Raw genomic sequence first — 24,314 nt, forward strand, 5'->3', positions numbered from 1 at the left:
GACGTGTGTCATGCCCTCGCAGAACCTCCTCGAGCTGAAGGCCGTCACCAAGGACTACCTCCTGGGCAAGACGAAGGTGAGCGCGCTGCGCGGCGTGGACCTGGAGGTCTCCGCCGGCGAGTTCACCGTGGTGACGGGGCCCTCGGGCAGCGGCAAGACGACGCTGCTCAACATCATCGGGTGCCTGGACCGGGCGACGAGCGGCTCCTACAAGCTGGACGGCGAGGAGGTGGGGGACCGGGACTTCGACATGCTCGCCGACGTGCGCAACCGGAAGATCGGCTTCATCTTCCAGAGCTTCAACCTCATCCCCGTGTTGAACGTGGCGGAGAACATCGAGTTCCCGTGCATGGTGCGCAAGGAGAGCGAGGGCAAGGCCGCGCTGCGCCAGCGGGTGGTGGCCCTGGCCGCGGCGGTGGGCCTCGAGCCCTACCTGCACCACAAGCCGGACGAGCTCTCGGGCGGCCAGCGCCAGCGCGTGGCCATCGCTCGGGCCCTCATCACCGAGCCTCGGCTGGTGCTGGCGGACGAGCCCACGGCGAACCTGGACTCAGCGACGAGCGAGCAGATCCTCGACCTGATGCTGCGGCTGAACCGGGAGAAGGGCGTGACGTTCCTCTTCTCCACGCATGATCCGCGGGTGGTGAGGCACGCGCGGCGGGCGCTGCACATCCAGGACGGGAAGATGGTGACGGGCGATTTCCAGGCCGAAGCCCTGAAGGCCGCTGGAGCGCACTGAGGCTCTTGCCTCTCGGGGCCTGAGAAACGGCGAGGGCGCCTCCCTTCGCAGGGGGCGCCCTCACCTGTGCTTCAAGACGAAGCGGAAGGACTACTTGGAGTCCTTGGCCGTCTCGGTCTTGGCGGCCTCCGGCTTGGCCTCGGCCTTGGCGGCCTCCGGCTTGGCCTCGGCCTTGGCGGCCTCCGGCTTAGCCTCGGCCTTGGCCTCCGGCTTGGCCTCGGCCTTCTTCGTGGCGGCGGGGGCCGGCTTGGTCTCGGCCTTCGCGGGCGCGGAGGCAAACGCGGACATGGAGGCGGTCAGGGCGATGGCGGCGATGATGTTCTTCATGGGGAATCTCCGAATCAGCAACCGAACGTCGCTTCATTGCGGCGTTGCGTGACGGAGACAGAGCACTCGGCGTGCCAGGACCTCTCCCGAGGGAAGGGGCCGCGGGGTTGCGGAGATTCTCCCCATTCTGCCTGCCCGGCCTGGGGGCACCCTCCCCAAGAAAGCGCCGGAGGTCTTTGACGACACCCCGCGTCTTGGGGATGCTGGCTATGTCAGCCGGAGACAGTACAGCCCGGTCTAGCCCGGATGCGCATGCCGCGTGTCTGGAGGACGGGAGCGCGAAGGCATGCGGTACCTCTTCATCGCGTTGGCAGCGAGCGGGTTGGGAGTGGGATGCGCGACCCCGCGGGTATCCTCTCAGCCCCAAATGTCGGTGGAGGTGGAGCGTTGGCAGCGGTGGTATCAGGAGGAGCGTGAACGTGCGGAAGCACTCGCGGTAAGGCTCGCCGAAGCGGAGAGTGCGCTCGAGGTGGCAGCCCAGGAGCGTGCCGAGTCCGCGCAGCTCACCCTCCTCTTGGAGGACGAGCTGGGCCGGGCGGCGGCGGTGCGGCACTCGTTGGTCGAGCACAACGCGCAGCTGGTGTCCCGGCAGCGAGAGCTGACGGCGCTGCAAGAGGAGTTGGAGGACGTGTGGTACCAGGCGGCGCTTTCCCGGGCCCGGCGGCGCAGCCAGCCTCAGCCTTCGCAGGAGCCCGTGCAGGCTCCGTCTCCGCCGATGCCCGCCGGTAGTCCGTGAGTTCTCCCACGTCCATTCGTGGTTACCGCGTCGGCTTCCTGTTCGCGGTGATGTTGCTGTCGGCGGTGGCCGCCTTCACGCTCTGGACGGAGGTGCGCACCAGCCGTCAGGTGGCCGAGCGTGTCCAGGAGGCGCTGGACCGTGCCGGCCTCATCGGGCGCATCCGGGTGGATGCGCTCTCGCTGGAGTCCGCCATCGAGGCCCACATCCGTGCCACCGATGAGCCCCAGCGCAAGGCCGCGGACGAGGTGATGGAGGACATCCTCGCGGACATCCGCGAGGCCACCCAGGAGTACACGCGAGATCTGCCCCGCGACGACACGCTGGTGGTGTGGCACCGCTTCAACATGGCCTGCACCCGGCTGGCCGAGCAGGTGCGTGCCGCGGCGGTCTTCTCCCGTCGCCAGGAGGCCGAGCAGGCCCGGCACCACCTGGTAGAGCAGGTGCTCCCCCTGGCCGAGGAGATTGATGGACTGGCGGGGCAGCTCGCGCGGGAGAACGCGGACGAGGCCCGTATGCTGTTGGGTCACCTGGCCTCGTTGCGCGTGCGCAACCTCGGACTCGGCGGTGTGGTGACGTTGCTGGCGGTCCTCGTCTCGCTGGTCGTGGGCTGGCGCATCACCTCGGTGCTGGAGCGGCAGGAGGCCACCATCCAGGCGCAGATGGAGGAGCTGGACCGGCGCAACCAGGAGCTGGACGCCTTCACCCGGCGCGTGGCGCATGACCTGATGGGGCCGCTGTCGCCGCTCAAGGGGTACCTCACGCTGCTGCGCCGCTCGGGGGCGGTGAAGGATGCGCAGGCGCTGGAGCTGGTGTCGCTCTCCGAGTCCAGCGCGGTGCGCATGGGCGAGCTCATCGAGGCCCTGTTGCGCTTCTGCCGCGCCGGCACCCGGGGAGAGCCCACGGTAGGCGAGCTGGATACTGCCGTGAGCACGTTGTTGCTGGAGGTGAGCCAGACGGCTGCCGCGCAGGGCGTGGCGCTGGAGCGCTCGCTGGAGACCGATGTGAAGGTGTCGTGCCCCTCGCAGCTGTTACAGATCATCGCGCAGAACCTGCTCTCCAATGCCGTGAAGTACACGGCGGGCCGGCCCGAAGCGCGCGTCTCCGTGAAGGTGGTGCGTGAGGGCAACGAGGCGGTGTTGGAGGTGGTCGACAACGGCGCCGGCATGAGCTCGGAGACGCAGGCGAAGCTCTTCCAGCCCTTCTTCCGAGGCCCGGAGACCCGGGGGATTCCCGGCCATGGGCTCGGCCTGGCCACCACGAAGCGGCTGGTGGATGCCCACGGCGGCGTTTTGTTGGTGCGCTCCGAGCCGGGCTCGGGTACCCGGGTGACGGTCCGCTTTCCCCTCGCGGCCGAGGCCGTGCCCCCTGTCCGCGGAGTCGGTACATGAGTCCCGCCCGTATCCTCGTCGTCGATGATGATCCCCACGCGCGGGACTTGCTCAAGCGCCTGCTTGGCATGCTGGGCGAGGTGTTCCAGGCCTCGCACCCGAAGGAGGCCAGCACGCGGCTCACCGAGGAGGGGCCGTTCGACCTGGTGCTCACCGACATGGCCATGCCCAACGCGGGGGATGGGCTCACCGTGCTGCATGAGGTGCGCGCGCAGCTTCCGGACACGCCCGTCATCGTGGTGACGGCCTTTGGCAACATCGAGGGCGCGCTGGACAGCATCCAGCAGGGGGCCTTCGACTACCTCGCCAAGCCTTTCGACGTAGACGCCATCGTGCGCGTGGCGAAGCGGGCGCTGGAGCAGAAGCGGTTGGTGGAGGAGAACCGCTCGCTGCGCAAGCAGGTGGAGCGCGGCTCCATGGTGGGGCGTAGCCCGGCGCTGTTGGAGGTCTACAAGCAGGTGGCCCGGGCGGCGGCCACGTCGGTGCCGGTGCTGATTACGGGCGAGACGGGCACGGGCAAGGAGATGGTGGCCCGCGCGCTGCACCGGCGCTCGCCGCGCTCGGGTGGGGCATTTATTCCCGTCGACTGTGGCGCCATCGCCGAGTCCCTCATGGAGAGCGAGCTGTTCGGCCATGCGCGCGGCTCGTTCACCGGGGCCTCGGGCGCCCGGCGCGGCCTCTTTGAAGAGGCCCACGGTGGCACGCTGTTCCTCGACGAGATTGGTGACGTGGGCCCCAAGGTGCAGGCGCAGCTGCTGCGCGCGCTGCAGGAGGGGGAGATTCGCCGCGTTGGAGAGAGCGCGCCGGTGAAGGTGGACGTCCGGGTGGTGGCCGCGACGAACAAGGACCTGAAGGAGCGGGTGGCCGAGGGGTTGTTCCGCGAGGATCTGCTGTACCGGCTGGATGTGGTGCACCTGCACCTGCCGCCTCTGCGCGAGCGGCGCGAGGACATCCCCGCTCTGGTGGAGCACTTCGCCGCCCTGCATGCCCGGGGAGGCGCGGCGCCCGTGGTGACGGCCGAGGTGATGACGCGGCTCACCGCGTATGACTGGCCCGGCAACGTGCGGCAGTTGGAGAACGTGGTGGCCCGGGCGCTCGCGCTCAATGTCACCGGTGTGCTGGGTCCCCAGGACTTTCCCGAGCCGATTGGTGATGCGCCCAAGAAGCTCAGTGGTCTGGCCGGAGACATGCCCAGTCTGGCCGAGCTGTCACGGCGGTACGCGGCCCATGTGCTCCAGCATGTGGGCGGGAACAAGAGCGAGGCCGCCCGGATGCTCGGCGTGGACCGCAAGACGCTCTACAAGCTGCTCGAGGCCCAGGAGCCGGTGGAGTAGGGCGAGGGGATGTAGGGTTCAGCTCACCACGGAGACGGTGATACGGCGGTGGTGGGGGGAGGTCCGGTGCTCCCAGACGTAGAGGCCCTGCCACGTTCCCAGGTTCGCTTCTCCGTTCTTCACCGGCACGCTCAGCGAGTTCTGCGTCAGCACCGTTCGCACGTGCGCCGGCATGTCGTCAGGGCCCTCCGCGTCGTGGCGGAACAGCGGGTCCCCGTCCTTCACCAGCCGCGAGAAGAAGGACTCCAGGTCCTTCCTCACGTCTGGATCCGCGTTCTCGCACAGCAGCAGCGAGGCGCTCGTGTGGTGCATGAAGATGGTGCACAGCCCTTCCCGTGCACCGATCTCCTCCACCGCGCGCTGCACGTCACTCGTGATGTCGTAGAAGCCCCGGCCCCGCGTCGCCACCGTCAGTTCCTTCGCGCGATACATGGCTCGCCTCCTCGGGTCCGGGGCATTGGTTCAGCGGTTCACGAGCCGCTTGTGCAGGAACTCCGCCATCCGCTCCAGCACTTCCGGCGCAATCGTGTGCGGTCCGTTGAAGGGAATGAACTCCACCGGCAGCCCCGCGTCCGTCAGCAGGTCTCGCAGCCGCTCCGCCTGGCCATACGCCAGGACGGTGTCGAAGCGTCCATGGCTCTGCAGCACCGGTAGGCCCGTGCGCTTCGTTGCGCGCTGTTTCCACTCGTCCTGGCTGATCAGCGTTCCCGACAGGATGCACAACCCCGCTGGTGCCTCCTCCAACCGCAGCGCTACGTCCGTGGTGATCATCCCTCCCTGGCTGAAACCTCCCAGGGCGATCCGCCCATAGGGCAGCTTTGTCGCCGCCGACAGCGCGGACAGCAGGCTCATCAACCCGCGTCTCGCCTGCACCAGCCCGTCCGGGGTCGAGCCCGCGAACTTGTCCCAGTCGCGCTCCTGCCCCATCAGCACCTCCTGGGGCAGGTTGAACCAGGCCCGCGCATGAGGCATCCCCAGCGCGGACAGCGAGATCGGCGCCGCCGGGAACACGAACCGCACCTTCGGCCCCAGCTCCGGCTTCAGGTCCACCAGCTCCATCGCCAGGGGCACCAGGTCCGTCGCGGGCGCCCCGAAGCCGTGGCACAGCACCACCGCCAGCTCCGGGCTCGCTCCTTCGGGCACCGCATCCACCACCTGGCAGTCCAGCTCGCCCAGGCGCGTGCTCACACGTCGCATCGCTTGGCTCATTACTTCGGCTGCTCGTCGCTGATGGTCACCTTCTTGATCACCACGTCCTTCGCCGGCTTGGCGCGCTCGGCGGTGGGCACCTGCGAGATGCGCTCCACCACGTCGTAGCCCTTCACCACCTCACCGAAGATGGTGTGCTTGCCGTTCAGATGATCCGTCAGCGCCGTCGTGATGAAGAACTGGCTCCCGTTCGTCGCCGGTCCCCGGTTGGCCATCGCCAGCAGGCCCACCTTGTCGAACGTCCGGCCGTTGTTGACCTCGTCCTCGAAGCTGTAGCCCGGCGTACCCATCCCCACTCCCAGCGGGTCTCCACCCTGGATCATGAAGTTGGGGATGACGCGGTGGAAGATGACGTTCTTGTACAGCGGCGTGTTCTTCTTCACCTCATCCGTCTGCGGGTGCGTCCACGTCTGCTCACCGGTGGCCAGTCCCACGAAGTTCGCCACCGTGAGCGGCGCGTCCTTCGAGAAGAGCCTCAGCACGATGTTGCCCTGGTTCGTCTCCATCGTGGCGAACAGTTCCTGGCCCTGCAGCGCCTTCTTCTGCCAAGGCCCCGGGTCCTCCGCGGGAGGCCGCGTGCGGGGAGCCGGGCTGGAGCCGTGGACCTTGGGCTCGGGGGCCGCCTGCGTGTCCGCCGGAGGAGGCGTCGCGGGCGGGGGCGTCGTGGCCGGAGGCGTCTGCTGGGCCGTCGGGGGCGTCGAGCCCGTGGGAGGAGTGCCCTCGGCCTGCTTTTCCTTGTCCTTGGAGCAGGCAGTCAGAGCGAGAAGCAGGAGTCCGGTCTTCAGGAGTCGGTTGCGCATGGGGCGGGCATCCTACAGAGCGAACGGATGCTCGCAACCCGAGCCATGGGGGAATTCGGTCCTCTGAACCGTTGTTCAGAACCGCTCACGTGCGTCCCGAGCGTTCAGTCCCGTACCGTCCGCATGATCCGGCTCGTTGGCGTGGAACCGTAGAATCCCCGCTATCGTCAGTTCTCCTGGAGCCCGCCCGTAGGGGCCTGGGAGTGGGTGTCCCTCTCTGGAGGATGCAATGTCCGCCGTCGCCAAGGATGTCGTCGTTCTGCTGCCAGGCCTTCTCGGCAGCGTGCTGGAGCGGGGCAACAAGGAGCTCTGGGGGCTCTCCAGCGGAGCCCTCCTGCGTGCGCTGACGAGCTTCGGTGGCAGCGTGGAATCGCTCGCCCTGAAGTCCGACAGCGGGGGCGAGTTCGCGGACGATGGTGTGCGCGCCACGAAGCTCCTGCCGGACACCCAGCTGCTGCCCGGCTTCTGGAAGGTGGATGGCTACACCCAGGTGGCCCGGACGCTGGAGAGCCGGCTCAACCTCATTCCCGGCGCCAACTTCTTCACCTTCCCCTACGACTGGCGGCGCGACATCCGCATCACCGCGAAGCGGTTCGCCTACGAGGCCGAGGGCTGGCTCTACAAGTGGCGCAACTCGAATGGCGGCTCGGCGGACTCGCGCCTCATCCTCGTGGCCCACTCCATGGGCGGCATCGTCGCGCGCTACTTCCTCGAGTGCCTCGGCGGCTGGAAGCACACCCGCGCCCTCATCACCTTCGGCACGCCCCACCGCGGCTCCTTCATGGCGATGCAGGCGCTCGCGCTGGGATTCCGCAAGGACCTCGGGCCGGTGAAGCTCTTCGATCTGTCCGCGCTGGTGCGCTCCATGCCCTCGGCCTACCAGCTTCTGCCCACCTACCCGTGCGTGCAGATGCCTGACGGCCGCGTCGTTCGTCCGGGCGAGGCCCAGGGCATTGCCCTCTTGGATCCAGCCAAGGCCGCGGAGGGTCTCGCCTTCCAGCGGGAGATTCAGAGCGCCGTGGAGTCCAACTCCAAGGACTCCGAGTACCTCGAGCGCGGTTACCTCCTCCACCCCGTGGTGGGCACCTTCCAGCCCACGTTGCAGGGCGCGCGGCTCGGGACCTCGGGGCTGGAGATGCTCTACACCCTGCCCGATGGCCGGGACATGATGGGTGACGGCACCGTGCCGCGCGTGTCCGCCCTGCCGGTGGAGGAGCGGGACCACTCGCGCGCCATGTACAGCCCCACGTCGCACGCCTCGCTGCAGAACGCCTTCGAGGTGCTCGCCCACGTGGAGGGCGTGCTCACCAGTCAGCAGATCAACTTCAGTGAGTTCCGCGAGGCGCCCCGGAGCCTCTCGCTGCACCTCGACGATGCCTATGCGCACGACGAGCCCGTCACCGTGCGCGTGCGCCCCTCGGAGGAGCCCGTCTCGCTGAAGGCCTGGGCGGTGAACGTGGAGACGAACCAGTCCTCCGAGGTGGTGCTCTTACGCGGGGAGGACGGTCTGCACGAGGGGACGTTCAAGCCCCTGTCTCCGGGGGTGTATCGCGTGGTCGTCAAGGGCGGCCCCGAGGTCGTCCCCGTGGCCAACGTCTTCGCCGTCTTCCCCGGTGAGAGCGAGCTGAGCAAGGGACAGCCGGGTGAGCCGTCCGCGCGCCCCGCTCGCCGCCGTCTGGCTCCGGCGCCCTCGTCGGACGCGCTGTCGCGGAACAGTGATGCCTCGCTGCAGGACTTCCTGCCGGACCTGGACTTCTGGGTGCGCCCGGAGCCGGAGCCGGTGAACCGGGATGACAGTTCGGTGCCGAAGAACGTGCCCGTTCCCGAGGCGCAGGACGAGGGGCAGACCATCGTCCGTCATCCCTCGTTGAAGCCACTCGGGGCCGCGCGTCCGGGGCAACTCCTCGGTCTGTCCGTGGATCTGCTGCTGAAGAACCTGGATGCGGACACGGAGTCCGCGGGCCTCACCCTCTCCAAGCTGGCTCCCGACTGGAAGGAGTTGCCCATCAAGGTGCGCCTGCTCTGCTCGGAGATGGCGTTCGAGCCCGATTCGGATACGGGTGTGGTGATGGTGCGGCGCAACAAGAAGTCGATTGCCGCCATGCTCTCGGGCACCGTCAATCCGAACGCCTCCGGTGAGCTCACCGTCGTGGCGACCTTCGAGTACGGCGGGCGCTTCTGCGGGGCTGCCCGCCGGACCATCCCGATCGAGCCGGGTGAGGCTGGCATGCCCGGTCCGTCCTTCTCCTCGGCGTCCACGGAGCCGTCCTCCGAGAGCAAGCAGCAGGATGGCAAGGGACATAGCTCGTTCGCCATCGAGGCCGATGCCCAGAATCCCCACCTGACGGTGCAGATCCACCGCCTGGAGCGGGGCAACCCGCGCCGGCTGTACTGGATGCTCGAGGTGCCCGTGGACTGCGAGGGGCTGCCGTCCCGGCTCTCCGGCGAGATGGACCTGGGCTCGGACCCGGCCGCTTTCTTCCAGAGCGTGGCCAATGCCGCCCGCGAGCAGAAGGCCCCTGAGCATTACGACTGGTTCCTGGGGCTCGGGCAGTTGCTCTACCAGCGGACACCCGCGGCCTTCCGGGAGACGTTTCGCGCCCTTCGCCAGCAGTACGGCAAGGGTTTCCCCATCCAGTTCATCACCGATGATCCGCATATCCCGTGGGAGCTGATGACCACCACGGACGGGCAGGGGGCGGGGCTGCTGTGCGTGGAGCACGCGGTGGCGCGCTGGTTCCTCGACTACCAGACGTCGCTCACGTCCCGGTTGTCGAAGGGAGACATCCTCACCATCGCCCCGGACTACCAGTACCACCCGCATCTGGCGCCCCTGCCCGAGGCACAGAAGGAGGCACAGTTGCTCACCGATAGCTTCAGTGCCATCCGCGTGCCCGGCAGCCGCAAGCGTGTGCTGAGCGTGCTGAAGGAGGGCCACTTCAACAGCGTGGGCCTGCTGCACTTCGCCGGACACGGGAAGTACAGCGGGGATCCAGTGACGCCTTCCCACATCCACCTGGAGGATGGGGTGCTGCGCACCCTCGATGTGCGCAACCCCACGGTGTCGCTCGGACGCAGGTCCCGGCCACTCGTGCTCTTCAATGCCTGCGAGGTGGGGGCCGCCACCGACGTGCTCGGCAGTGTGGGCGGGTGGGCTGAGGCCTTCGTGAGCGAGCGTTTCTCCGGCTTCCTCGCACCGCTCTGGCCCGTGCAGGATGCACACGCCCGCAGCGTGGTGAAGGCACTGGTGGCCGACCTTTGGGAGAATGGCCTCACTGTGGGCGAGGCGCTTCGGGCCCTGCGCGAGCGCGAGGCGCACACGTCCCCCACGTATCTCGCCTACGTCTTCGTGGGGGATGTGATGGCGCGGCTGCCGCAACAGGCCGTCTCCGCGGCTCGCACAGCCGCGGCGTGAGCCTCAGGGCTGCGACTCGAGCGCGAGGGCGACCATCGTCTCGGTGATGTCGCTCGGGAAGTAGTTGGAGAAGCCGGGCAGGCCCGTGAGGGCCCCTTCGGCGTGGTCCATGTCGTCCAACCGCACCACGCGCGAACCCGGCACCTCCGCGTCCACCGCGTTCACCAGCCCGTCGCACGCCCACCCGTAGCGCTCGTGCACGTAGGCACACAGTGGCCGCAGCAGCGAGCGCCTCGACAGCCGCGACGTCGCCAGTGACACCGTGGGGATGTCCACCGGGTGCGGGTGCTGGCGCACGAACTCCATCCGCCGCGCGTACGACAGGTCCTCCACCGAGCCCGCGTCCCCCTGGAACAGCGAGGGGAACGTCATGTCCAGCATCCGCCGCAGCGAGGGCGTCGTCACCAGGTCATTGGCGATGACCGAGCCGCCGAACGGCGACTGCAGTGTCACCACCGCGCGAACCTGCTGGCGCAACTCCGGATAGAGCGCCAACGTGCTCAGGGCCTCCACGCCCCCCTTGCTGTGTCCCACCAGCACCACCGTACGGCCGAAGTGGAGGGCGTCCAGCAGCGCCTCGCGCACCACCTTCACGTTGTCCAGGAGCCGCCCTTCGGTGTCCACCGCCACCTCTCGCGTCTCCAGCCCCCGCTTCTCCAGCCGTGCCTGGTTGTCCTCCAGGTAGCCGGGCATCTCGTCCCCCAGCATCCCCTTCACCAGCAGGTAGAGGTGGCGCCGGGCCTCGTCCGGCAGCACCGGCTCGCCCTCGCGCACCCGCTGGTGCACCTCGCGGAAGCGGGCGGTGATGTCTGTAGGCGGCGGTGTCTCCGCCTTGAACCACCCGGCCAGCCCCGTGCTGCCAGGGCCGGGCTCTCGCACCGCCTCGGGCAGTTCGCGCAGCGAGCGCAATAGCCTGGCCACCGGGCCCGTAGCGGGTGTCCGGAGGGTGTTGGGGGTGGGGCGCTCCCCCTCGAGAAGGGGGGGAGGAGGGGAGCGGGGAACGAGGTCCTTCTGCGACATGCTGACCCGAAGAGTACCAGGGCCGGGCCCGTCCGTTCTCCAGCACACACAAGGGAGGGGCTCATGGTAGAAGGTGGGGCTCGAAGGGGAGGAAGGACACTGACGACCGGACAGGAATGGCTGGTGGATGTGTGCGGGTGCCCGCCGGAGCGCCTGAAGGACGCGGCTGCGCTCGCGGCCCTGTTCGAGGAGCTCATCGTGCTGCTGGAGCTGAAGGTGGTAGGCCAGCCGCAGTGGCACGTGTTCCCGGAGCCGGGCGGCATCACCGGCCTCACGCTGCTGGCGGAGAGCCACCTGGCCATCCATACCTTCCCCGAGCACGGCTTCGCCGCGCTCAATGTCTACTGCTGCCGCACCCGCCAGTGCCCGGACTTCGAGGCGCTGCTGGCGCGGCACCTGGGCGCGGCCTCCTGCCGCGTCCGTGAGCTGCCCCGGGGGGTGGAGGCGTGACGCAGGGCAACTGTCCTTCGTGTGGAGCTCCGGTCGAGTTCTCCGCCGGCACCGCGCTGGTGGTGGTGTGTGGCCACTGTCAGACGGTGGTGGCCAGGCAGGGCAACTACCTCGAGGCGCACGGGAAGATTGGCGCCATCGTCGACACCGACTCGCCCCTCCAGCTCAACGCCGACGGCCGCATCGGCCGCGACGCCTACCGGATCGTGGGCCACCTGCAGAAGGACCACGGCGCGGGGCCCTGGGACGAGTGGTACGTCGAGTTCGACGACGGGCGCACCGGCTGGCTCTCCGAGTCCGAGGGCGCCTTCCACCTGCTGATTGCCTCCGGCTCCGAGCAGGGTCTGTCGATCGACGACTTCGCGCCCGGCCACCGCTTCACCTTGCAGGGCCACCGGCTGGTGGTGGAGGAGCTTGGACATGGCCATGTGGTGGCCGCGGCAGGCCAGCTCCCCAGCGACGTAGACCCCACCGCGGACAGCCGCTACGTGGATGCCACGGGCGCTCGCGGCGTCTTCGTCACGCTGGACTTCGGCACTGGGACGACCGACCCCGAGGTCTACGTCGGCAAGAAGCTGAAGCTCACGGAGCTGGGCATCTCCCCGGACCAGCTCCGGCCGAAGGTAAAGAAGGTCGCCCTGCAGCAGGCGCGCTGCACCAACTGCAACGGCTCGCTGGAGCTGCGTGCTCCGGACCGCACCAAGCGCGTGGCCTGCCCTTACTGCGGCGCGCTCCTGGACGCGAGCCGAGGCAAGCTGGCCTTCCTCCAGCTTTTGGAGAAGCCGGACCATGCGCCTCTGATTCCCCTGGGCGCCAAGGGCACGCTGCGGGACGCCGAGTGGGTGTGCATCGGCTTCCTGGTGCGCTCGTGCACGGTGGAGGGCGTCCGCTACCCGTGGGAGGAGTACCTCCTCTTCAACCGGCAGCAAGGCTTCCTCTGGCTGATGCAGTCCAACGGGCACTGGGTGGTGCTCGAGCCGCTGGCCGCGGGTGATGTGGCGGTGGCCCCTGGCGTTGCCGCGCACCTGGACAGCAAGCGCTACCGCGCCTTCCAGAGTGTGACGGCCGTCACCGAGACGGTGCTCGGCGAGTTCTACTGGGAGGTCGAGGCGGGTGAGACCGCGGAGGCCGAGGAGTACGTGGCGCCGCCGTTCTCGGTGAACGTGGACCGCACCGACAACGAGGTGACGTACACGTTCGGCGAGTACCTGGCGCCCCATGTCATCAAGGAGGCCTTCAAGCTCACGGAGCCCCTGCCGGAGCCCCATGGCATCGCGCCCAGCCAGCCCAACCCGCACTCGAGCGCGGGCACCTGGAAGTGGACGGGCATCTGGGCGACGGCGCTGCTGCTCGTCTTCCTCTTCGCCAACGTGCGGGCCGACAACCGGACGGTGCTGACGCAGCAGGTGGTGCTGGATTCGGACGCACAGTCCGGCTCGCCCTCGGCCATGCACTTCAGCGAGCCCTTCGAGATTCGCAAGCGGGGCAACGTGCAGGCCATGGTGGTGGCGCCGGTGAACAACGCCTGGCTCGGTGTCCAGGGAGACCTGGTCAACGAGCAGACGGGCGAGGCCGTCAGCTTCTACGACGAGGTGAGCTACTACTCCGGCAGCGACTCGGACGGCTCGTGGAGCGAGGGCAACCAGACGGAGACGGAGTACTTGTCCGCGGTGGCCCCGGGGCGCTACGTGCTGCGCACCACGGCGTTCTTCGATGGCCGGGCGCAGGGGAGGAGCTACACCGTGACGCTCGTGAGCGACACGCCGCGTGGCTCCTGGTTCTGCAGCGCGCTGGTGCTGCTGCTCATTGCGCCGGCTCTGGCCTTTTTCCGCTCCTCCAGCTTCGAGTCGGCGCGCTGGGCGGAGAGCAACCTGGGTTCCAGCTCGGATGATTGAGAGAGGGTGTCCATGAAGTACATCGGTGGAGTCATCGTCATCCTCTATGCCGTGGTGGCATTTTCGGGCTGTGAGCCCTTCACCCGTTCGCAGCGTGGCCAGGCGGTGGTACGTGGCAGCGGCGTGCGAACCTGGACCGGCGGTTTCATGGGAGGGAAGTGATGTTCCTGGGTGTCCTGTCAGTGGTGGTGAGCCTGGACAACCTGCTGGCGAGCCTCGTGTACTCGCTGGTGGGTCTGGCGGTCTTCGTCGCGGGCCTGTTCGTCTTCCGGCTCATCATGCCCTTCGACGTGCACAAGGAAATCGAGGTCGACCAGAACACGGCGCTCGGTCTTGTGATGGGCTCCTTCATTCTCGGCCTGGCCATCATCGTGGCCGCGGCCATTTCGGGCTGACGCCCCGCGGCAGGCAGTACCCGCTTTGAACAAGACGCTCCTCTTCTTCACCGTCCTCGTCATCGCCACGTGTGGGCTCATCTATGAGCTCATCGCCGGTGCGCTGGCGAGCTACCTCCTCGGCGACTCCATCACCCAGTTCTCCACGGTGATTGGCAGCTACCTGTTCGCCATGGGCATTGGCAGCTGGCTCTCGCGCTTCATCGAGCGCGGGGTCCCTCAGCGCTTCGTGGAGATAGAGCTGGGGGTGGCTCTGGTGGGCGGCCTATGCGCGCCGCTGCTCTTCCTCACCTTCGCCCTCACGGATGTCTTCCGGGTGGCGCTGTACGGCACCGTGCTGGTCATCGGCACGCTGGTGGGGCTGGAGATTCCCCTGCTGCTGCGCATCCTCAAGGACCAGCTCAAGTTCAAGGACCTGGTCAGCCAGGTGCTGACATTCGACTACTTGGGGGCGCTGGCGGCGAGCATCACCTTCCCGCTGCTCTTCGTGCCCAAGCTGGGGTTGGTGCGCACCTCGCTGCTCTTTGGGCTGCTCAACGCGTTGGTGGGCCTGTGGAGCACGTGGCTATTGGCGCCGGTGCTGGCCAACCCCCTGCGGCTGCGGGTGAAGGCCGTAGCGCTCAGCCTCTTCCTGGTGGTGGGGCTCGTGCTGGGGGACCGGCTGACGAACTTCTCCGAGGAGCACCTCTACGCGGATGACGTGGTGCACGCCTCGAGCTCGCCCTACCAGCGCATCGTGCTGACGCGCGGCAGGCGGGGCTTCTCGCTGTACCTCAACGGCAACCTGCAGTTCTCCAGCCTGGACGAGTACCGCTACCACGAGGCCCTGGTGCACCCGGCCTTGGTGCGCGCGGGCAAGGTGGAGCGGGTGTTGGTGCTCGGCGGTGGAGACGGGCTCGCGGCGCGGGAGATCCTCAAGTACCCCGAGGTGAAGAACGTCACCCTGGTGGACCTGGATCCGGCGATGACGGGGCTCGCCACGCGCTACGAGGAGCTGGCCGAGCTCAACGCGCACGCGCTGGCGGATCCGCGCATGCACGTCATCAACACGGACGCGATGGAGTACCTCCGGGAGAAGATGGAGACCTGGGACGTCATCGTGGTGGACTTCCCGGACCCCAACAACTTCTCGCTGGGCAAGCTGTACACCACGGGCTTCTACAAGCTGCTCAAGCGGCGGCTGGCGCCAGACGGGGTGGCCGTCATCCAGAGCACCTCGCCCCTCTTCGCCCGGCGCTCCTTCTGGTGCATCGACACCACGCTGAAGGCGGCGGGCTTCTGGACGCAGCCCTACCACGCGCTGGTGCCCTCCTTCGGCGAGTGGGGCTATGTGCTGGTGGCCCATGAGCCCACGCCGCCGCGCCGCCCTCTGCCCGAGGGGCTGCGCTTCCTCTCCGAGGGAACGCACGAGGGCCTCTTCCAGTTCCCCATGGACATGAGCCCGATACCGGCGGAAGTGAATCGGCTGAACAACCAGGTGCTCGTCCACTACTACGAGGAGGAGTGGCGGCGGTGGAACTGACGCGGCGGGAGCTCGTTGCCGCGTTCCTCGGCTCGGCGGTGGCGGCCAGTGCATGCCGGAGGGAGCGCCCGCGCGCGCCAGTGCCTGGGGCCATCGTGGACCGGGCGGTGGACGTGGGGCACAAGCTGCGGGGCGGAGCGTTGCCGCGCGCGGCGGAGGCCCAGGCGGTGGACGTGCTGGTGGTGGGCGCGGGCATGGCGGGTCTGAGCGCGGCGTGGCGGCTGGCGGCCGCGGGCGTGAAGGACGTGCGGGTGGTGGAGCTGGAGTCGGAGCCGGGAGGCACGTCCCGCTCGGGGCGCAACGAGGTGTCCGCGTACCCGTGGGGCGCGCACTACCTGCCGGCCCCGCTGGTGGACTCCGGGCCGGTGATGCGGCTGCTGCGTGAGATGGGCGCGGTGACGGGCGTGGACGCGCAGGGCTACCCCGCCTACGAGGAGGAGCTGCTCATCCGCGAGCCCGAGGAGCGCCTCTTCTACAAGGGCGACTGGTACGAGGGCCTCTACCTGCGCGCGGGGGCGAGCCCGGCGGAGCTGGCGGAGCTGGAGCGCTTCGAGGCGAGGATGAACGCCTTCGCGGCGGCGCGAGATGCGAAGGGGCGCAAGGCCTTCGCGGTGCCTACGGCGCTCTCCAGCGACGACGCCGAGTGGACGGCGCTCGACAAGGTAACGATGGCGCGGTGGATGGAGGCGGAGGGCTTCCGCTCGCCGCGGCTGCGCTGGCTGGTGGACTACGCGTGCCGGGATGACTACGGCACCACGGCCGAGGGCGTGTCGGCATGGGCGGGCATCTGGTACTTCGCCGCGCGGCAGGACGGGAAGGGGGAGCGCAGCGAGGGCTTCCTGAGCTGGCCCGAGGGCAACGGGCGGCTGGTGAAACAGCTCCTGTCCTCACTGGCGCCGGGACAGGTGGAGCGGGATGTGCTGGTGCACTCGGTGGAGCCCGTGGAGGGCGGCTGCCGGGTGGACGCGGTGGAGGCGGTGACGGGCAAGCCCCGGGCGTACAGGGCGCGCCAGGTGGTGCTGGCCTGCCCGCACTTCGTGGCGGCGCACGTGGTGGCCCCGTGGCGGGAGAAGCGCCCCGAGTGGCTGGGGGCCTTCCAGTACGGGCCGTGGGTGGTGGCGAACCTGACGCTCTCGGAGATGCCGGAGTCGCACGGCTTCCCCTTGGCCTGGGACAACGTCTTCTATGAGAGCCGCAGCCTGGGCTACGTGGTGGCCACGCACCAGGCGCTGCGCATGGATGAGCGCGGACCTACGGTGCTCACCTGGTACCTGCCCATGGCCGGGCTGGATGTGAAGGCTGAGCGTCAGAAGGTGCTCTCCGCCGGCTATGCCGAGTGGGAGGGATTGGTCATGGCAGACATGCTGCCCGCGCACCCGGGCATCGCCGAGCAGGCCCGGCGCCTGGAGGTGATGCGCTGGGGGCATGCCATGGTGCGGCCCACGCCCGGCTTCCTCTGGGGTCCGGCGCGCTTCGCGGCGCAGGAGAGCCTGGGAGAGTCGCTGCACTTCGCGCACTCGGACCTGGGCGGCATGGCCCTCTTCGAGGAGGCCAACTGGTTTGGCGTGAAGGCGGCCGAGAAGGCACTGAAGGGCCTGGGCCGCGCGGACTCGAGCTGGCTCTGAGGTGAGCTCGCGGAGGGCTTGCGTCGCCTGGGGTGAGCTTCAGAAGCTCACACCGGTGTGGATTTGCGGCGAGAAGCTCACCGAGGTGTTTGCTCCGGGCTGTCCGAGAACGAAGACCGGCAGATCCAACTCGATGAACCACTTGAGCTTTCCCAAGGGGAAGAGGCCCCAGTTCACGAGAGGAATCAACCCCACGTTGAAGGGGACCTGTTCGCCGATCTGCACGGCGGCGCGGAGGCCGGTCGCGAGGGAGCCGAAGCTATAGATGACGCCGGGATCCACGACGACGGCTGTGCTGGCCTTTGCCGGAGTTGTTCCCTGCGCGAACTGCCAGGTCGTGTAGGCGACAGTCTCGAAATCAATGGCCCAGTGCTCATCCAGTTTGAGGGTGATGCCGGGCGCGAGGCCGACCTGGAGGAAGTCTGCTCCAATCGCCGTGGTGCCATCGGTGGTGAACTTCACGATGGGGATGGCGAGTCCCAGGTGACCTCCGATGCGTGGCCATGCGGGCGTGCTGTCCGCGCTCGACTCCACGGACGAGCCCCCCGTCGCTTCGGCCGGTGCGCGCGCGAAGGCCTGATAGGGAGCGACAGCGGCCAGCAGGAGGAGCAAGGCGCGCCAACGAGAGCCAGGATTCGAACTCCGCCTGGAAGTGCACATCTGTCTTCTCCTTGGGTAGCGGTGGAGCTGCGCCCCAAACCACGTGCGGCGTTGGCCATGCGACCATGAGCGTTTGCGCGGACGCCGTCAGGCGCGGGAGCAACATGGAAACCGCGTAGGGCTCGTGCCATGCGGCCGCCGGGTGGGGCCCTGTATCCTGTAGGACGTTGTGGGGTGCATACGCGGGATCGCGGGACGCGAAGGGGCGCAAGGCTTTGCGTGCGGTGCGGTGCGGCCCCTGGCGTAGGCCATCCCATATCTGGTCACGAACGTCTGGGAGTACGCTGGTGGAAGGCGCCTACCCTTGCTCCTGCTCGCGTGTCGTGGACGTATCGGCCCTGGCCAACGGCTACACCGCGGCTCCCGGCGGCACTGGCCAGTACCAGTGCATGTGATGCGTCAGAATGCGCGAGTCCCGTCCCCATCCCCACCACTGGGCCCCCTTCATCGCATTGGGGAGCGACGCTCCTCTGCGCAGCATCACTCCCTCACGGAGAGAATGAAGCACAGACGCGCACGCCTATTGCCGCATCACGCGCCGTTGGATCTCCCGCGCAGATGTTCGACGTGGTCGCGAGGGCGGCCTCGAAGTACCAGCCTCCCCCCCGGAGGACGATGCGCCCGAACTCCTCTGTCGGCGAACGTGTGAGCTCGAAGGCATTTCCAGCCATGTCTTCCACTCCGAAGGGGCTCGCCGAGGCCGGGCGAGAGCCGACCTCGTCGGGCCCAAAGGCCGTGGGCTGCCGGCCATACGTCTCGTCGACGTTGGCGTCGTCGGGCTGTATCTGTTCGCCGTGAGGGTAGCGGCGGCCGTCGGCGCCACGGGCGGCGTACTCCCACTCGTTCTGATTGCACAGGCGCGCTCCCGGCAGGCGCCCCGAGTGGTCGAGCCAATAGAAGTAGGGCTCCAGGTCCTTTGAGGAGAGGCCGGACAGGGGAAACTTGCGCCAGTCAGCCGTGCTGCGCCGCGTCCGCCCCGTATAGTGAAAGGGCTCCCCTTCCTTCGCTGAGGTCATGTCCTCGCGCGAGCGGTAGAAGGAGAAGATCCACCCCTCACCGGGTTGCCACCGCAGCGCGATGGCCCCGGAGGTGCCGAAGCGAGGTTGCTCGAGCAGCCGTCTCGCGGGTGCATCCAGGGGCAGCGTGTTGAGGTAGGTCATCCAGTCGCCGAACGTCACCTCCCGTTTCCCAATCAGGTATCCCTCGTTGAGACAGAACTGGTGAAGCGGCGAGCTGTTCAAGAAGAGCCGCAGCTCCTCCGGATCCGCGCTGCCCAGGAGGAAGCAGCTCGGTGGAATGTAGACATAGCCGGTGGGCACTGAGGTGGGGAGCACGAGGCGGACCTGTTCGCGGGCGCCGTTCGTGAGGAGCACAGGCAATATCACGGGTACGCGGCCCGGATACGTGACGTGGAGGCGATAGGAACCCTCGGGCAGACGCAGGTGGGAGATGGGCGTCGGGCTCAGGGGACCCACGTTCGGAACGGGCTGGAGGTGTCGCCTCCCCTGGAGGTCGACGTAGCGCTCGAGCTCGACGCGCGCGCCGGGAGGATCCGTCACGATCTCCAGCTCGGCCGGGGCCTGGAGCCGTTGGCGCCATTCCGCCCCCTCCTTCGAGGTATCGGTCACCTGCTCCAGGTGTTTCGCCCAGGCGTCGCGTTCGCGTCGCTGGTGGAAGCGCTCGGCGAGGAGGACCCGGTCATAGGTGACCTCCGCGATGAGCCGGCGCGTGGTCACGTGGCCGCGAGAGCGATCGAGGGCCTTCTCCAGGAACTGGTTCGCGCGGGCATATTCCGCATCGGCCTGATCTTTCAGGGCGAGCGCCTCGGTCCATTGCCGCTCAGCGGCATTCCTGCGGTCATACGGGGTTGGAAAGGTCGCGGGGCCAACGGACGGAGAAGGCCGACCGTCGAACAGCACCAGCGCCTCCTCTCGGCGTGTGCTGGCTCGCTGGGCGAGAGCACGGGCCGTGGCGAGCGCTTCCCGCGCCGAGACGAGCTGGGCCTCGACGAAGCGCGCATCCGCGAAGTACGTCTGCAGGCGAAGACCTCCATAGGAGGCTGCGATGGTGAGTGCGACAACGAGCACGGCGAGCCAGCGGCCCCAACGCTGGCGTGCCACGGCGCGGCGGGAGGCGAGGAGAAAGGCACGCTCGCGCGGACCCAGGGAGGAGGGCTCGAGAGGACGCGCCTCGTCGAGCTGACGCTGCCCCCAGAGGGCCTCTCGGGTTCGCCGCAGGCGTTCCCACTCGGCGCTCGCCGCCTCGAGCCGCTTACGCACCGCGCGATGTCCGGTGTCGTCGTCCAGCCAATCCCGCAGCGTGCCCCAGCTCTCGATGAGCGAGTCGTGGGCAATCTCACAGCGCGCCTGGCCGCTGGTGGTGCGCGTGTGCAAGAGCCGGCCTTCGACGAGTGCGCGAAGGGCGGCACGGGAGGCTTCGTCCGAGGGCTCGACGAGCTCCTCCTCAGCGCGCTCGATGCGTGTGCCCTCTCCCGTCACAAGCTGGAGTAGGAGGCGCCGTGCCGCCCCGCGCTCGTCGGGACTCAAGCGCGCGAGCACCCCATCCGCGTGCCGCGACAGCGCTCCGGCCACGCCGCCCATCTCCTCGAGCGCCGCCCGGGTGATGCGGCCTTGTGCTGGGTTGCGCCGCTCCCACAGCTCCGCGAGCGCGAACTGGAGCAGGGGAAGGCTGCCCACGCCGTGCGATGTGGACTCGACGAGCGTCTGGATGAGCTCCGCGGATTCGAAGACCACGCCACGGCTGCGCGCGGGATCGACGATGGCCTCACGCACCCCATCGGGGGGCATGGGGCGAAGGATGTAGAGCGCTCGCTCGGCCTCGTCGCCCAGGCCGGGCAACGCGCACAGGCGTGTCAGGAAGTCGCCGCGTACCGTCAGAAGCACGCGCACCGTCTGCGACGGCAGGGCGAGCTCGCCGAGGAGGCGGGCGAAGTGCGCCGCCTGGACTGGCTCGGCGAGGGTGATGAGCTCCTCGAGCTGGTCGACGAAGAGGAGCAGTCCACGCCCTTGCTGGTGTGCCTCGCGCAGCGCCCGTCCGAGCCAGTCCGGCGTGTCCGCGAGCGCGGTGACGAGCTCGGCCTCCTTCCGGCCCAGGACAGGCGCGAGCGCGGCGGCCAGGGCCTCCAGCGGGCGGCGGCCGGGCCACAGCGTGGCCGTGATGGGCTCACGCGCTCCGCCCAGCATCCCCGCGTCCACCCGCGGCAACACGCCGGCGCGGCACAGCGAGGACTTGCCGACACCCGAGTCCCCGGCGACGAGGACGAGCGGCCGGTGCCGGAGACGTCCGAGCACGGTGTTGATGTCCGCATCGCGGCCGAAGAAGAGTGCCCGGTGCTCGGCCTCGAAGGGCGCCAGGCCGCGGTAGGGATTGTCGGCAACCAGGGGAACGGGGGTGAGGAGCCGCTCGAGGCGTTCGAGGGCTTCGCAGAGCGCCTCGGCCGAGGCGAAGCGATCGAGCGGGTGGGGCGCGAGGCACCTCGCGATGATCCCAGCAAAGTCCGGATCGATCTCCGAGTCTTCTCCAGCCCTCGGAGCCCCCGCCTCTGGCCCATGGGATGGGCGCCGCGGCAGCTCGCCCGTCCACAGCTCGTGGAGGACGACGCCCAAGGCATAGAGGTCGCTTTGGGGTGAGGCTGGAATTCCCTCTAGGAGTTCGGGTGCCATGAAGGGCCGCGTGCCGACGATGAAGCGCGTGCTGGACGATGGCGAGGCCGCACCGGGTTCAACGCGCTCGGCCAGACCGAAGTCGAGCAGCTTCACTTCGCCGTCCTCGGTGAGGCGGGCGTTGGAAGGCTTGATGTCTCGGTGGAGCACTTCCTGGCGATGCGCCGCCGCGAGCCCCCGGGCAAGGCCGGCGCCGAGCGACAGGACCCGGCGCCATGGCACCGGCAGTGAGAGCTGAGCAAGGCTCGGGCCAGAGACGTACTCGGAGACGATATAGGGGTGCCCGCTGACCTCACCGACGCGGAACACGTTGACGACGTTCGGGTGCTGCAGCCGGGCGAGTGCGCGGGCCTCGGTCTCGAAGAACGCACGGAGCTGGGGCCCGGGCTGACTGGAAGCGATGAACTTCACCGCTACATGCCGCTCCAGCGTGGTGTCGTATGCCAGATAGACAACACCCATGCCGCCGCGACCGAGCTCGCACACGATGCGGAACTCGTCGAACACGTCGGGCGGCTTCCAGTCGGTCCCCGGCTCCTCTGCGTCGACGCAGTCGTCTTGGACTCCTGGTGGTGGGCCTGGGACACAGGGTGCGACCGAGGCGAGGAGGGTCCGGCAGCTGTCGCACTCGGCGGCGTGCCGATGGACATTGGCCCGCGTGTCGTCAGACAGCTGGCCATCGAGGAGATCGACCAGGATCTCGTCTGTCAGGCATTCAGATGCGTTCGACTGGTCGTCGCTGGAGGCAGATGGACGCATGGCGTCGAAGGGCTCAGGCTATTCGTGGACCGGTCGGTGCTCGATGGCACCCATTGCTGGCCCGGCGAAGCGCATGGTACAGCAATGAGAATGCCCGGGTTGACTGCAACGTTTCTCGCGCACGCGAAAGTGCGCTTCGCTCCTCCCGAAGATACCGACGCTTTTGAACGCCTGCTCATCCAGACCTGGGAGACCTCTCGTGCGCCATGGCCGGCCGTGAATGTGCCCGCCGAGTCATTCCTGACGCACCTCGCCGCGCGGCTGCCCGAGGCAGATCCCAACAGCCCTCTCGAGCCACTCCTCGAGAAGCTTTCCCTGACGGAGCTCTATCTCGCGTGTGCTTGCATGCGAAGGATTGGCCCTGCCATCGAGTTTCTCGAGCGAGACTACCTCTCGCAGCTGCCGCGGATGCTCAGGAGCTCCAATCACCCCGACGCAATGATTGACGACGTGTGCCAGTTGGTGCGCGTGAAACTCCTGGTCTCCACGCCCGAGAGTGGCCCCAAGATTGCTGAATACACAGGGCGAGGCACGCTGCTGAGCTGGGTGCGTACGACCGCCGCGCGCATTGCCAACAAGCAGCGGGAAGGCGTGAAGGCCGAGCCCATGGACCCGACCATCTTCTTCCCGGACCTGCCGACGCCTGGCGACGGCCCTGAGCGGGCCCTCATCGGCGAGCGCTCCCGCGCCATCCTCCGTCAGGCCATCAACGGGGCCTTCTCCGTGCTTCCGGCCGACAAGCTTTATCTGATCCGCCTCCATGTCGTCGATCGGCTGTCGTCGTACGAGCTGGCCGCGCTCTTTGGCGTCAATCAATCGACGGTCTCCCGTTGGTTGAAGACTGCTCGGGAGATGGTCCGTGATGAGACGGAGCGCCGACTGCGGGAGGAGCTGGACTTCTCCCGCCGTGATTTCGAAAGCTTCATCTCCGCGCTCGATAGCAAGTTCGAACTGGATATGAGCTAGCCAGGGCTGACGCGGGGGGCAATTCACGAGGAGTCCTATAGACTGTCGCTCTGTGAGCTGACGTCCTTCGGGGGTCCATAGGACTGGTTGCGCAGCAGCGAGGTCGCGGGGTCCACGTCCGTGCGCCGCATCGTGCAGCGGTCTCCCTTGCCCAGCTCCAGCGAGGTGTCCGTGCGGAAGCGGTTGGGGCACTCCTGGAGAATCGTTGCCAGAGCGCGGCCGTCGCGAGTCCGCGCCAGGCAGGTGGCTCCATCGGGCGCCCATGCCGCCTCGAACGAGGCCCGCGCGACATCCCAGTCCGCCGAGGACTCGGTCGTCCGCGAGAGCACGCCGCGCTGATCATAGATGTCGAGGGCGGTGTCCTCGTGCGTGTGGCTGCGGCCGTTGCCGCAGTAGTCCGCGCGGGCCATGCGCGTGCAGGCCTGGTGGAGGTCGGCCATCGAGTGTCCATCGCGGCTCGCCCAGGGATTGTAGCCCCAGCGGATGCACTTGGTGATGGCGCCGTTCTCACAGGCGAAGGTGATTTTATCCGGGGGGTCGTGGTGGTTTCCGCTCGCGTCCCAGACGCCGCTCACAGCGAACGCCCGGGGGTCGGGCACTCGGTCCAGGGCGACACAGGGGTTCTCCCACTCCTGGGCCACCGCGTTCCAGGCCTCGATGCGGTACCAGATCACCCCGGGGTCCTCGGCGGAGGGCTCGGCGCCGCAGATGGCCACCTCCACCGGACTGCCGTCACTCGCTGCTCCCTGGAGCACGCTGCCAATGATTCCCCTCTCCGTGGGAGGCACTGGCGCGAGGGCGGTGGTGGATGCAGCCACCAGGCGCCCGCCCTCGAGCTTCAGGGCCTTCACCTGGGAATTGGACTGCTTCAGGGGATTGAGGTTGGCTGAGACGAGCACGCTGCTGCGCTCGTCGGCCCCCTTCTCGGTGTCCCAGTGCCGCCGGGTGCCCCACAGCATTGTCCCCTGGGGCTTGATGGCCCGGTGGGGCGCTTGGGATTGGCATCGCCGCGCATAGCGCTCGGCGTCGGACAGCTGAGGCGCCACGTTCGCGGGCTTGGGGGACTCGGCGTGTGCCAGCAGAGGAAGCTGAAGGCACATCCAGGCAAGCAGATACTTCTTCGTCGCGGTCATGGCGCGCTCTCTCCTTTGCATTGAAGGCGTTGGGCTTGAATCGCTGGCCCGCAACGAAGAGAGCCGGTGACTTGCGCAATCATGCAGGAAATTCGCGCGCTATTTCTCGGGCGGCCCCCTGGCGCTGGGTGTGTGGACAAGGTCGACACCCGCTGTTCTCCGCCTCACGGAATGTTGTTGGGGAACTCGCAGTTGGCGTCGGCCATGTCCTGGGCAGGGTCGTCGGCGCCGCCTGCCCGCTGCGGGGCCGGGTTT

20 protein-coding genes and 1 pseudogene are annotated in these 24,314 nt (G+C 68.3%); 12 read left to right on the top strand and 9 right to left on the bottom strand.

Annotated elements, in window-relative coordinates; genetic code table 11:
* Positions 1–10 precede the first annotated feature (10 nt).
* On the top strand, positions 11–739 hold the full coding sequence (locus OV287_RS09785; protein ID WP_267533735.1) for an ABC transporter ATP-binding protein: 729 nt from the start codon (positions 11–13) through the stop codon (positions 737–739).
* 90 nt (positions 740–829) lie between these two features.
* Here OV287_RS09785 and OV287_RS09790 read toward each other — a convergent pair whose 3' ends face one another.
* Complete coding sequence (locus OV287_RS09790) at positions 830–1,066, bottom strand: hypothetical protein (protein ID WP_267533736.1); 237 nt, start codon at positions 1,064–1,066, stop codon at positions 830–832.
* 286 nt (positions 1,067–1,352) lie between these two features.
* Between OV287_RS09790 and OV287_RS09795 the strand changes: the two genes are divergently transcribed.
* Genes OV287_RS09795 through OV287_RS09805 form a run of 3 tightly spaced genes read left to right on the top strand, consistent with a single transcriptional unit; the run spans position 1,353 to position 4,527 of the window.
* The gene (locus OV287_RS09795; RefSeq protein ID WP_267533737.1) at positions 1,353–1,802 is read left to right on the top strand and encodes a hypothetical protein; all 450 of its coding nucleotides are present in this window, start codon (positions 1,353–1,355) and stop codon (positions 1,800–1,802) included.
* A complete protein-coding gene (locus tag OV287_RS09800) occupies positions 1,799–3,193 on the top strand; it encodes a sensor histidine kinase (RefSeq protein ID WP_267533738.1) in 1,395 nt (464 codons plus the stop codon). Before OV287_RS09795 ends, OV287_RS09800 begins: the two co-directional genes overlap by 4 nt.
* Positions 3,190–4,527 (top strand): sigma-54-dependent transcriptional regulator, encoded by a 1,338-nt coding sequence (locus OV287_RS09805; RefSeq protein ID WP_267533739.1) that lies wholly within the window; start codon positions 3,190–3,192, stop codon positions 4,525–4,527. Before OV287_RS09800 ends, OV287_RS09805 begins: the two co-directional genes overlap by 4 nt.
* Before the next feature lie 18 nt (positions 4,528–4,545).
* On the opposite strand, the gene OV287_RS09810 is transcribed toward OV287_RS09805, so the two are convergent.
* The 3 genes from OV287_RS09810 to OV287_RS09820 are packed head-to-tail and all read right to left on the bottom strand — an operon-like array spanning position 4,546 to position 6,536.
* Positions 4,546–4,959 (bottom strand): secondary thiamine-phosphate synthase enzyme YjbQ, encoded by a 414-nt coding sequence (locus OV287_RS09810; RefSeq protein ID WP_267533740.1) that lies wholly within the window; start codon positions 4,957–4,959, stop codon positions 4,546–4,548.
* A gap of 30 nt (positions 4,960–4,989) precedes the next feature.
* Positions 4,990–5,724 carry an alpha/beta hydrolase gene (locus OV287_RS09815; protein ID WP_267533741.1) on the bottom strand — a complete coding sequence of 245 codons (735 nt, stop codon included), beginning with the start codon at positions 5,722–5,724 and terminating at the stop codon, positions 4,990–4,992.
* 11 nt (positions 5,725–5,735) lie between these two features.
* Positions 5,736–6,536: a peptidylprolyl isomerase gene (locus tag OV287_RS09820; protein WP_267533742.1), complete on the bottom strand. Its 801-nt coding sequence runs from the start codon at positions 6,534–6,536 to the stop codon at positions 5,736–5,738.
* A 229-nt stretch (positions 6,537–6,765) separates the two neighbouring features.
* Here OV287_RS09820 and OV287_RS09825 point away from each other — a divergent pair, with 229 nt between their 5' ends.
* The gene (locus tag OV287_RS09825) at positions 6,766–9,951 is read left to right on the top strand and encodes a lipase/acyltransferase domain-containing protein (protein WP_267533743.1); all 3,186 of its coding nucleotides are present in this window, start codon (positions 6,766–6,768) and stop codon (positions 9,949–9,951) included.
* Between the two features lie 3 nt (positions 9,952–9,954).
* Here the strand turns inward: OV287_RS09825 and OV287_RS09830 are convergent, their stop codons facing one another.
* Positions 9,955–10,971 carry an alpha/beta fold hydrolase gene (locus OV287_RS09830; protein WP_267533744.1) on the bottom strand — a complete coding sequence of 339 codons (1,017 nt, stop codon included), beginning with the start codon at positions 10,969–10,971 and terminating at the stop codon, positions 9,955–9,957.
* Between the two features lie 63 nt (positions 10,972–11,034).
* Between OV287_RS09830 and speD the strand changes: the two genes are divergently transcribed.
* The 6 genes from speD to OV287_RS09860 are packed head-to-tail and all read left to right on the top strand — an operon-like array spanning position 11,035 to position 16,858.
* Positions 11,035–11,421 carry an adenosylmethionine decarboxylase gene (speD, locus tag OV287_RS09835; RefSeq protein ID WP_267533745.1) on the top strand — a complete coding sequence of 129 codons (387 nt, stop codon included), beginning with the start codon at positions 11,035–11,037 and terminating at the stop codon, positions 11,419–11,421.
* Entirely contained in the window at positions 11,418–13,316 is a 1,899-nt protein-coding gene (locus OV287_RS09840; RefSeq protein ID WP_267533746.1) for a DUF4178 domain-containing protein, read from the top strand. The genes speD and OV287_RS09840 overlap by 4 nt, the downstream gene beginning before the upstream one ends.
* A gap of 12 nt (positions 13,317–13,328) precedes the next feature.
* Complete coding sequence (locus tag OV287_RS09845; RefSeq protein ID WP_267533747.1) at positions 13,329–13,478, top strand: hypothetical protein; 150 nt, start codon at positions 13,329–13,331, stop codon at positions 13,476–13,478.
* 5 nt (positions 13,479–13,483) lie between these two features.
* Complete coding sequence (locus OV287_RS09850) at positions 13,484–13,711, top strand: DUF350 domain-containing protein (protein ID WP_043402496.1); 228 nt, start codon at positions 13,484–13,486, stop codon at positions 13,709–13,711.
* A 25-nt stretch (positions 13,712–13,736) separates the two neighbouring features.
* The gene (locus OV287_RS09855; RefSeq protein ID WP_267533748.1) at positions 13,737–15,233 is read left to right on the top strand and encodes a polyamine aminopropyltransferase; all 1,497 of its coding nucleotides are present in this window, start codon (positions 13,737–13,739) and stop codon (positions 15,231–15,233) included.
* Positions 15,224–16,858 (top strand): FAD-dependent oxidoreductase, encoded by a 1,635-nt coding sequence (locus OV287_RS09860; RefSeq protein WP_267533749.1) that lies wholly within the window; start codon positions 15,224–15,226, stop codon positions 16,856–16,858. Before OV287_RS09855 ends, OV287_RS09860 begins: the two co-directional genes overlap by 10 nt.
* Positions 16,859–16,897: 39 nt before the next feature.
* Here the strand turns inward: OV287_RS09860 and OV287_RS09865 are convergent, their stop codons facing one another.
* The 3 genes and pseudogenes from OV287_RS09865 to OV287_RS56805 all read right to left on the bottom strand — a co-directional run.
* Complete coding sequence (locus OV287_RS09865; RefSeq protein WP_267533750.1) at positions 16,898–17,470, bottom strand: hypothetical protein; 573 nt, start codon at positions 17,468–17,470, stop codon at positions 16,898–16,900.
* A 536-nt stretch (positions 17,471–18,006) separates the two neighbouring features.
* The gene (locus OV287_RS09870) at positions 18,007–21,708 is read right to left on the bottom strand and encodes an nSTAND1 domain-containing NTPase (RefSeq protein ID WP_506344834.1); all 3,702 of its coding nucleotides are present in this window, start codon (positions 21,706–21,708) and stop codon (positions 18,007–18,009) included.
* Between the two features lie 144 nt (positions 21,709–21,852).
* Positions 21,853–21,960 (bottom strand): annotated as a pseudogene (locus OV287_RS56805) (hypothetical protein); the annotation flags it as partial.
* Positions 21,961–22,050: 90 nt separating this feature from the next.
* Here OV287_RS56805 and OV287_RS09875 point away from each other — a divergent pair.
* Positions 22,051–22,926: a sigma-70 family RNA polymerase sigma factor gene (locus OV287_RS09875; protein WP_506344831.1), complete on the top strand. Its 876-nt coding sequence runs from the start codon at positions 22,051–22,053 to the stop codon at positions 22,924–22,926.
* A 35-nt stretch (positions 22,927–22,961) separates the two neighbouring features.
* On the opposite strand, the gene OV287_RS09880 is transcribed toward OV287_RS09875, so the two are convergent.
* Positions 22,962–24,059 (bottom strand): ADYC domain-containing protein, encoded by a 1,098-nt coding sequence (locus OV287_RS09880; RefSeq protein ID WP_267533753.1) that lies wholly within the window; start codon positions 24,057–24,059, stop codon positions 22,962–22,964.
* Positions 24,060–24,314: the final 255 nt, after the last annotated feature.

This window comes from Archangium lansingense, from assembly GCF_026626635.1.
GTDB classification, from domain to species: domain Bacteria; phylum Myxococcota; class Myxococcia; order Myxococcales; family Myxococcaceae; genus Archangium; species Archangium lansingense.

Excerpts from the sequence above, each read along its gene's own strand:
- OV287_RS09785 (WP_267533735.1), top strand. The coding sequence starts at position 11 with ATGCCCTCGCAGAACCTCCTCGAGCTGAAGGCCGTCACCAAGGACTAC.
- OV287_RS09790 (WP_267533736.1), bottom strand. The coding sequence starts at position 1,066 with ATGAAGAACATCATCGCCGCCATCGCCCTGACCGCCTCCATGTCCGCG.
- OV287_RS09795 (WP_267533737.1), top strand. The coding sequence starts at position 1,353 with ATGCGGTACCTCTTCATCGCGTTGGCAGCGAGCGGGTTGGGAGTGGGA.
- OV287_RS09805 (WP_267533739.1), top strand. The coding sequence starts at position 3,190 with ATGAGTCCCGCCCGTATCCTCGTCGTCGATGATGATCCCCACGCGCGG.
- OV287_RS09810 (WP_267533740.1), bottom strand. The coding sequence starts at position 4,959 with ATGTATCGCGCGAAGGAACTGACGGTGGCGACGCGGGGCCGGGGCTTC.
- OV287_RS09815 (WP_267533741.1), bottom strand. The coding sequence starts at position 5,724 with ATGCGACGTGTGAGCACGCGCCTGGGCGAGCTGGACTGCCAGGTGGTG.
- OV287_RS09820 (WP_267533742.1), bottom strand. The coding sequence starts at position 6,536 with ATGCGCAACCGACTCCTGAAGACCGGACTCCTGCTTCTCGCTCTGACT.
- OV287_RS09825 (WP_267533743.1), top strand. The coding sequence starts at position 6,766 with ATGTCCGCCGTCGCCAAGGATGTCGTCGTTCTGCTGCCAGGCCTTCTC.
- OV287_RS09830 (WP_267533744.1), bottom strand. The coding sequence starts at position 10,971 with ATGTCGCAGAAGGACCTCGTTCCCCGCTCCCCTCCTCCCCCCCTTCTC.
- speD (WP_267533745.1), top strand. The coding sequence starts at position 11,035 with ATGGTAGAAGGTGGGGCTCGAAGGGGAGGAAGGACACTGACGACCGGA.
- OV287_RS09845 (WP_267533747.1), top strand. The coding sequence starts at position 13,329 with ATGAAGTACATCGGTGGAGTCATCGTCATCCTCTATGCCGTGGTGGCA.
- OV287_RS09875 (WP_506344831.1), top strand. The coding sequence starts at position 22,051 with ATGCCCGGGTTGACTGCAACGTTTCTCGCGCACGCGAAAGTGCGCTTC.
- OV287_RS09880 (WP_267533753.1), bottom strand. The coding sequence starts at position 24,059 with ATGACCGCGACGAAGAAGTATCTGCTTGCCTGGATGTGCCTTCAGCTT.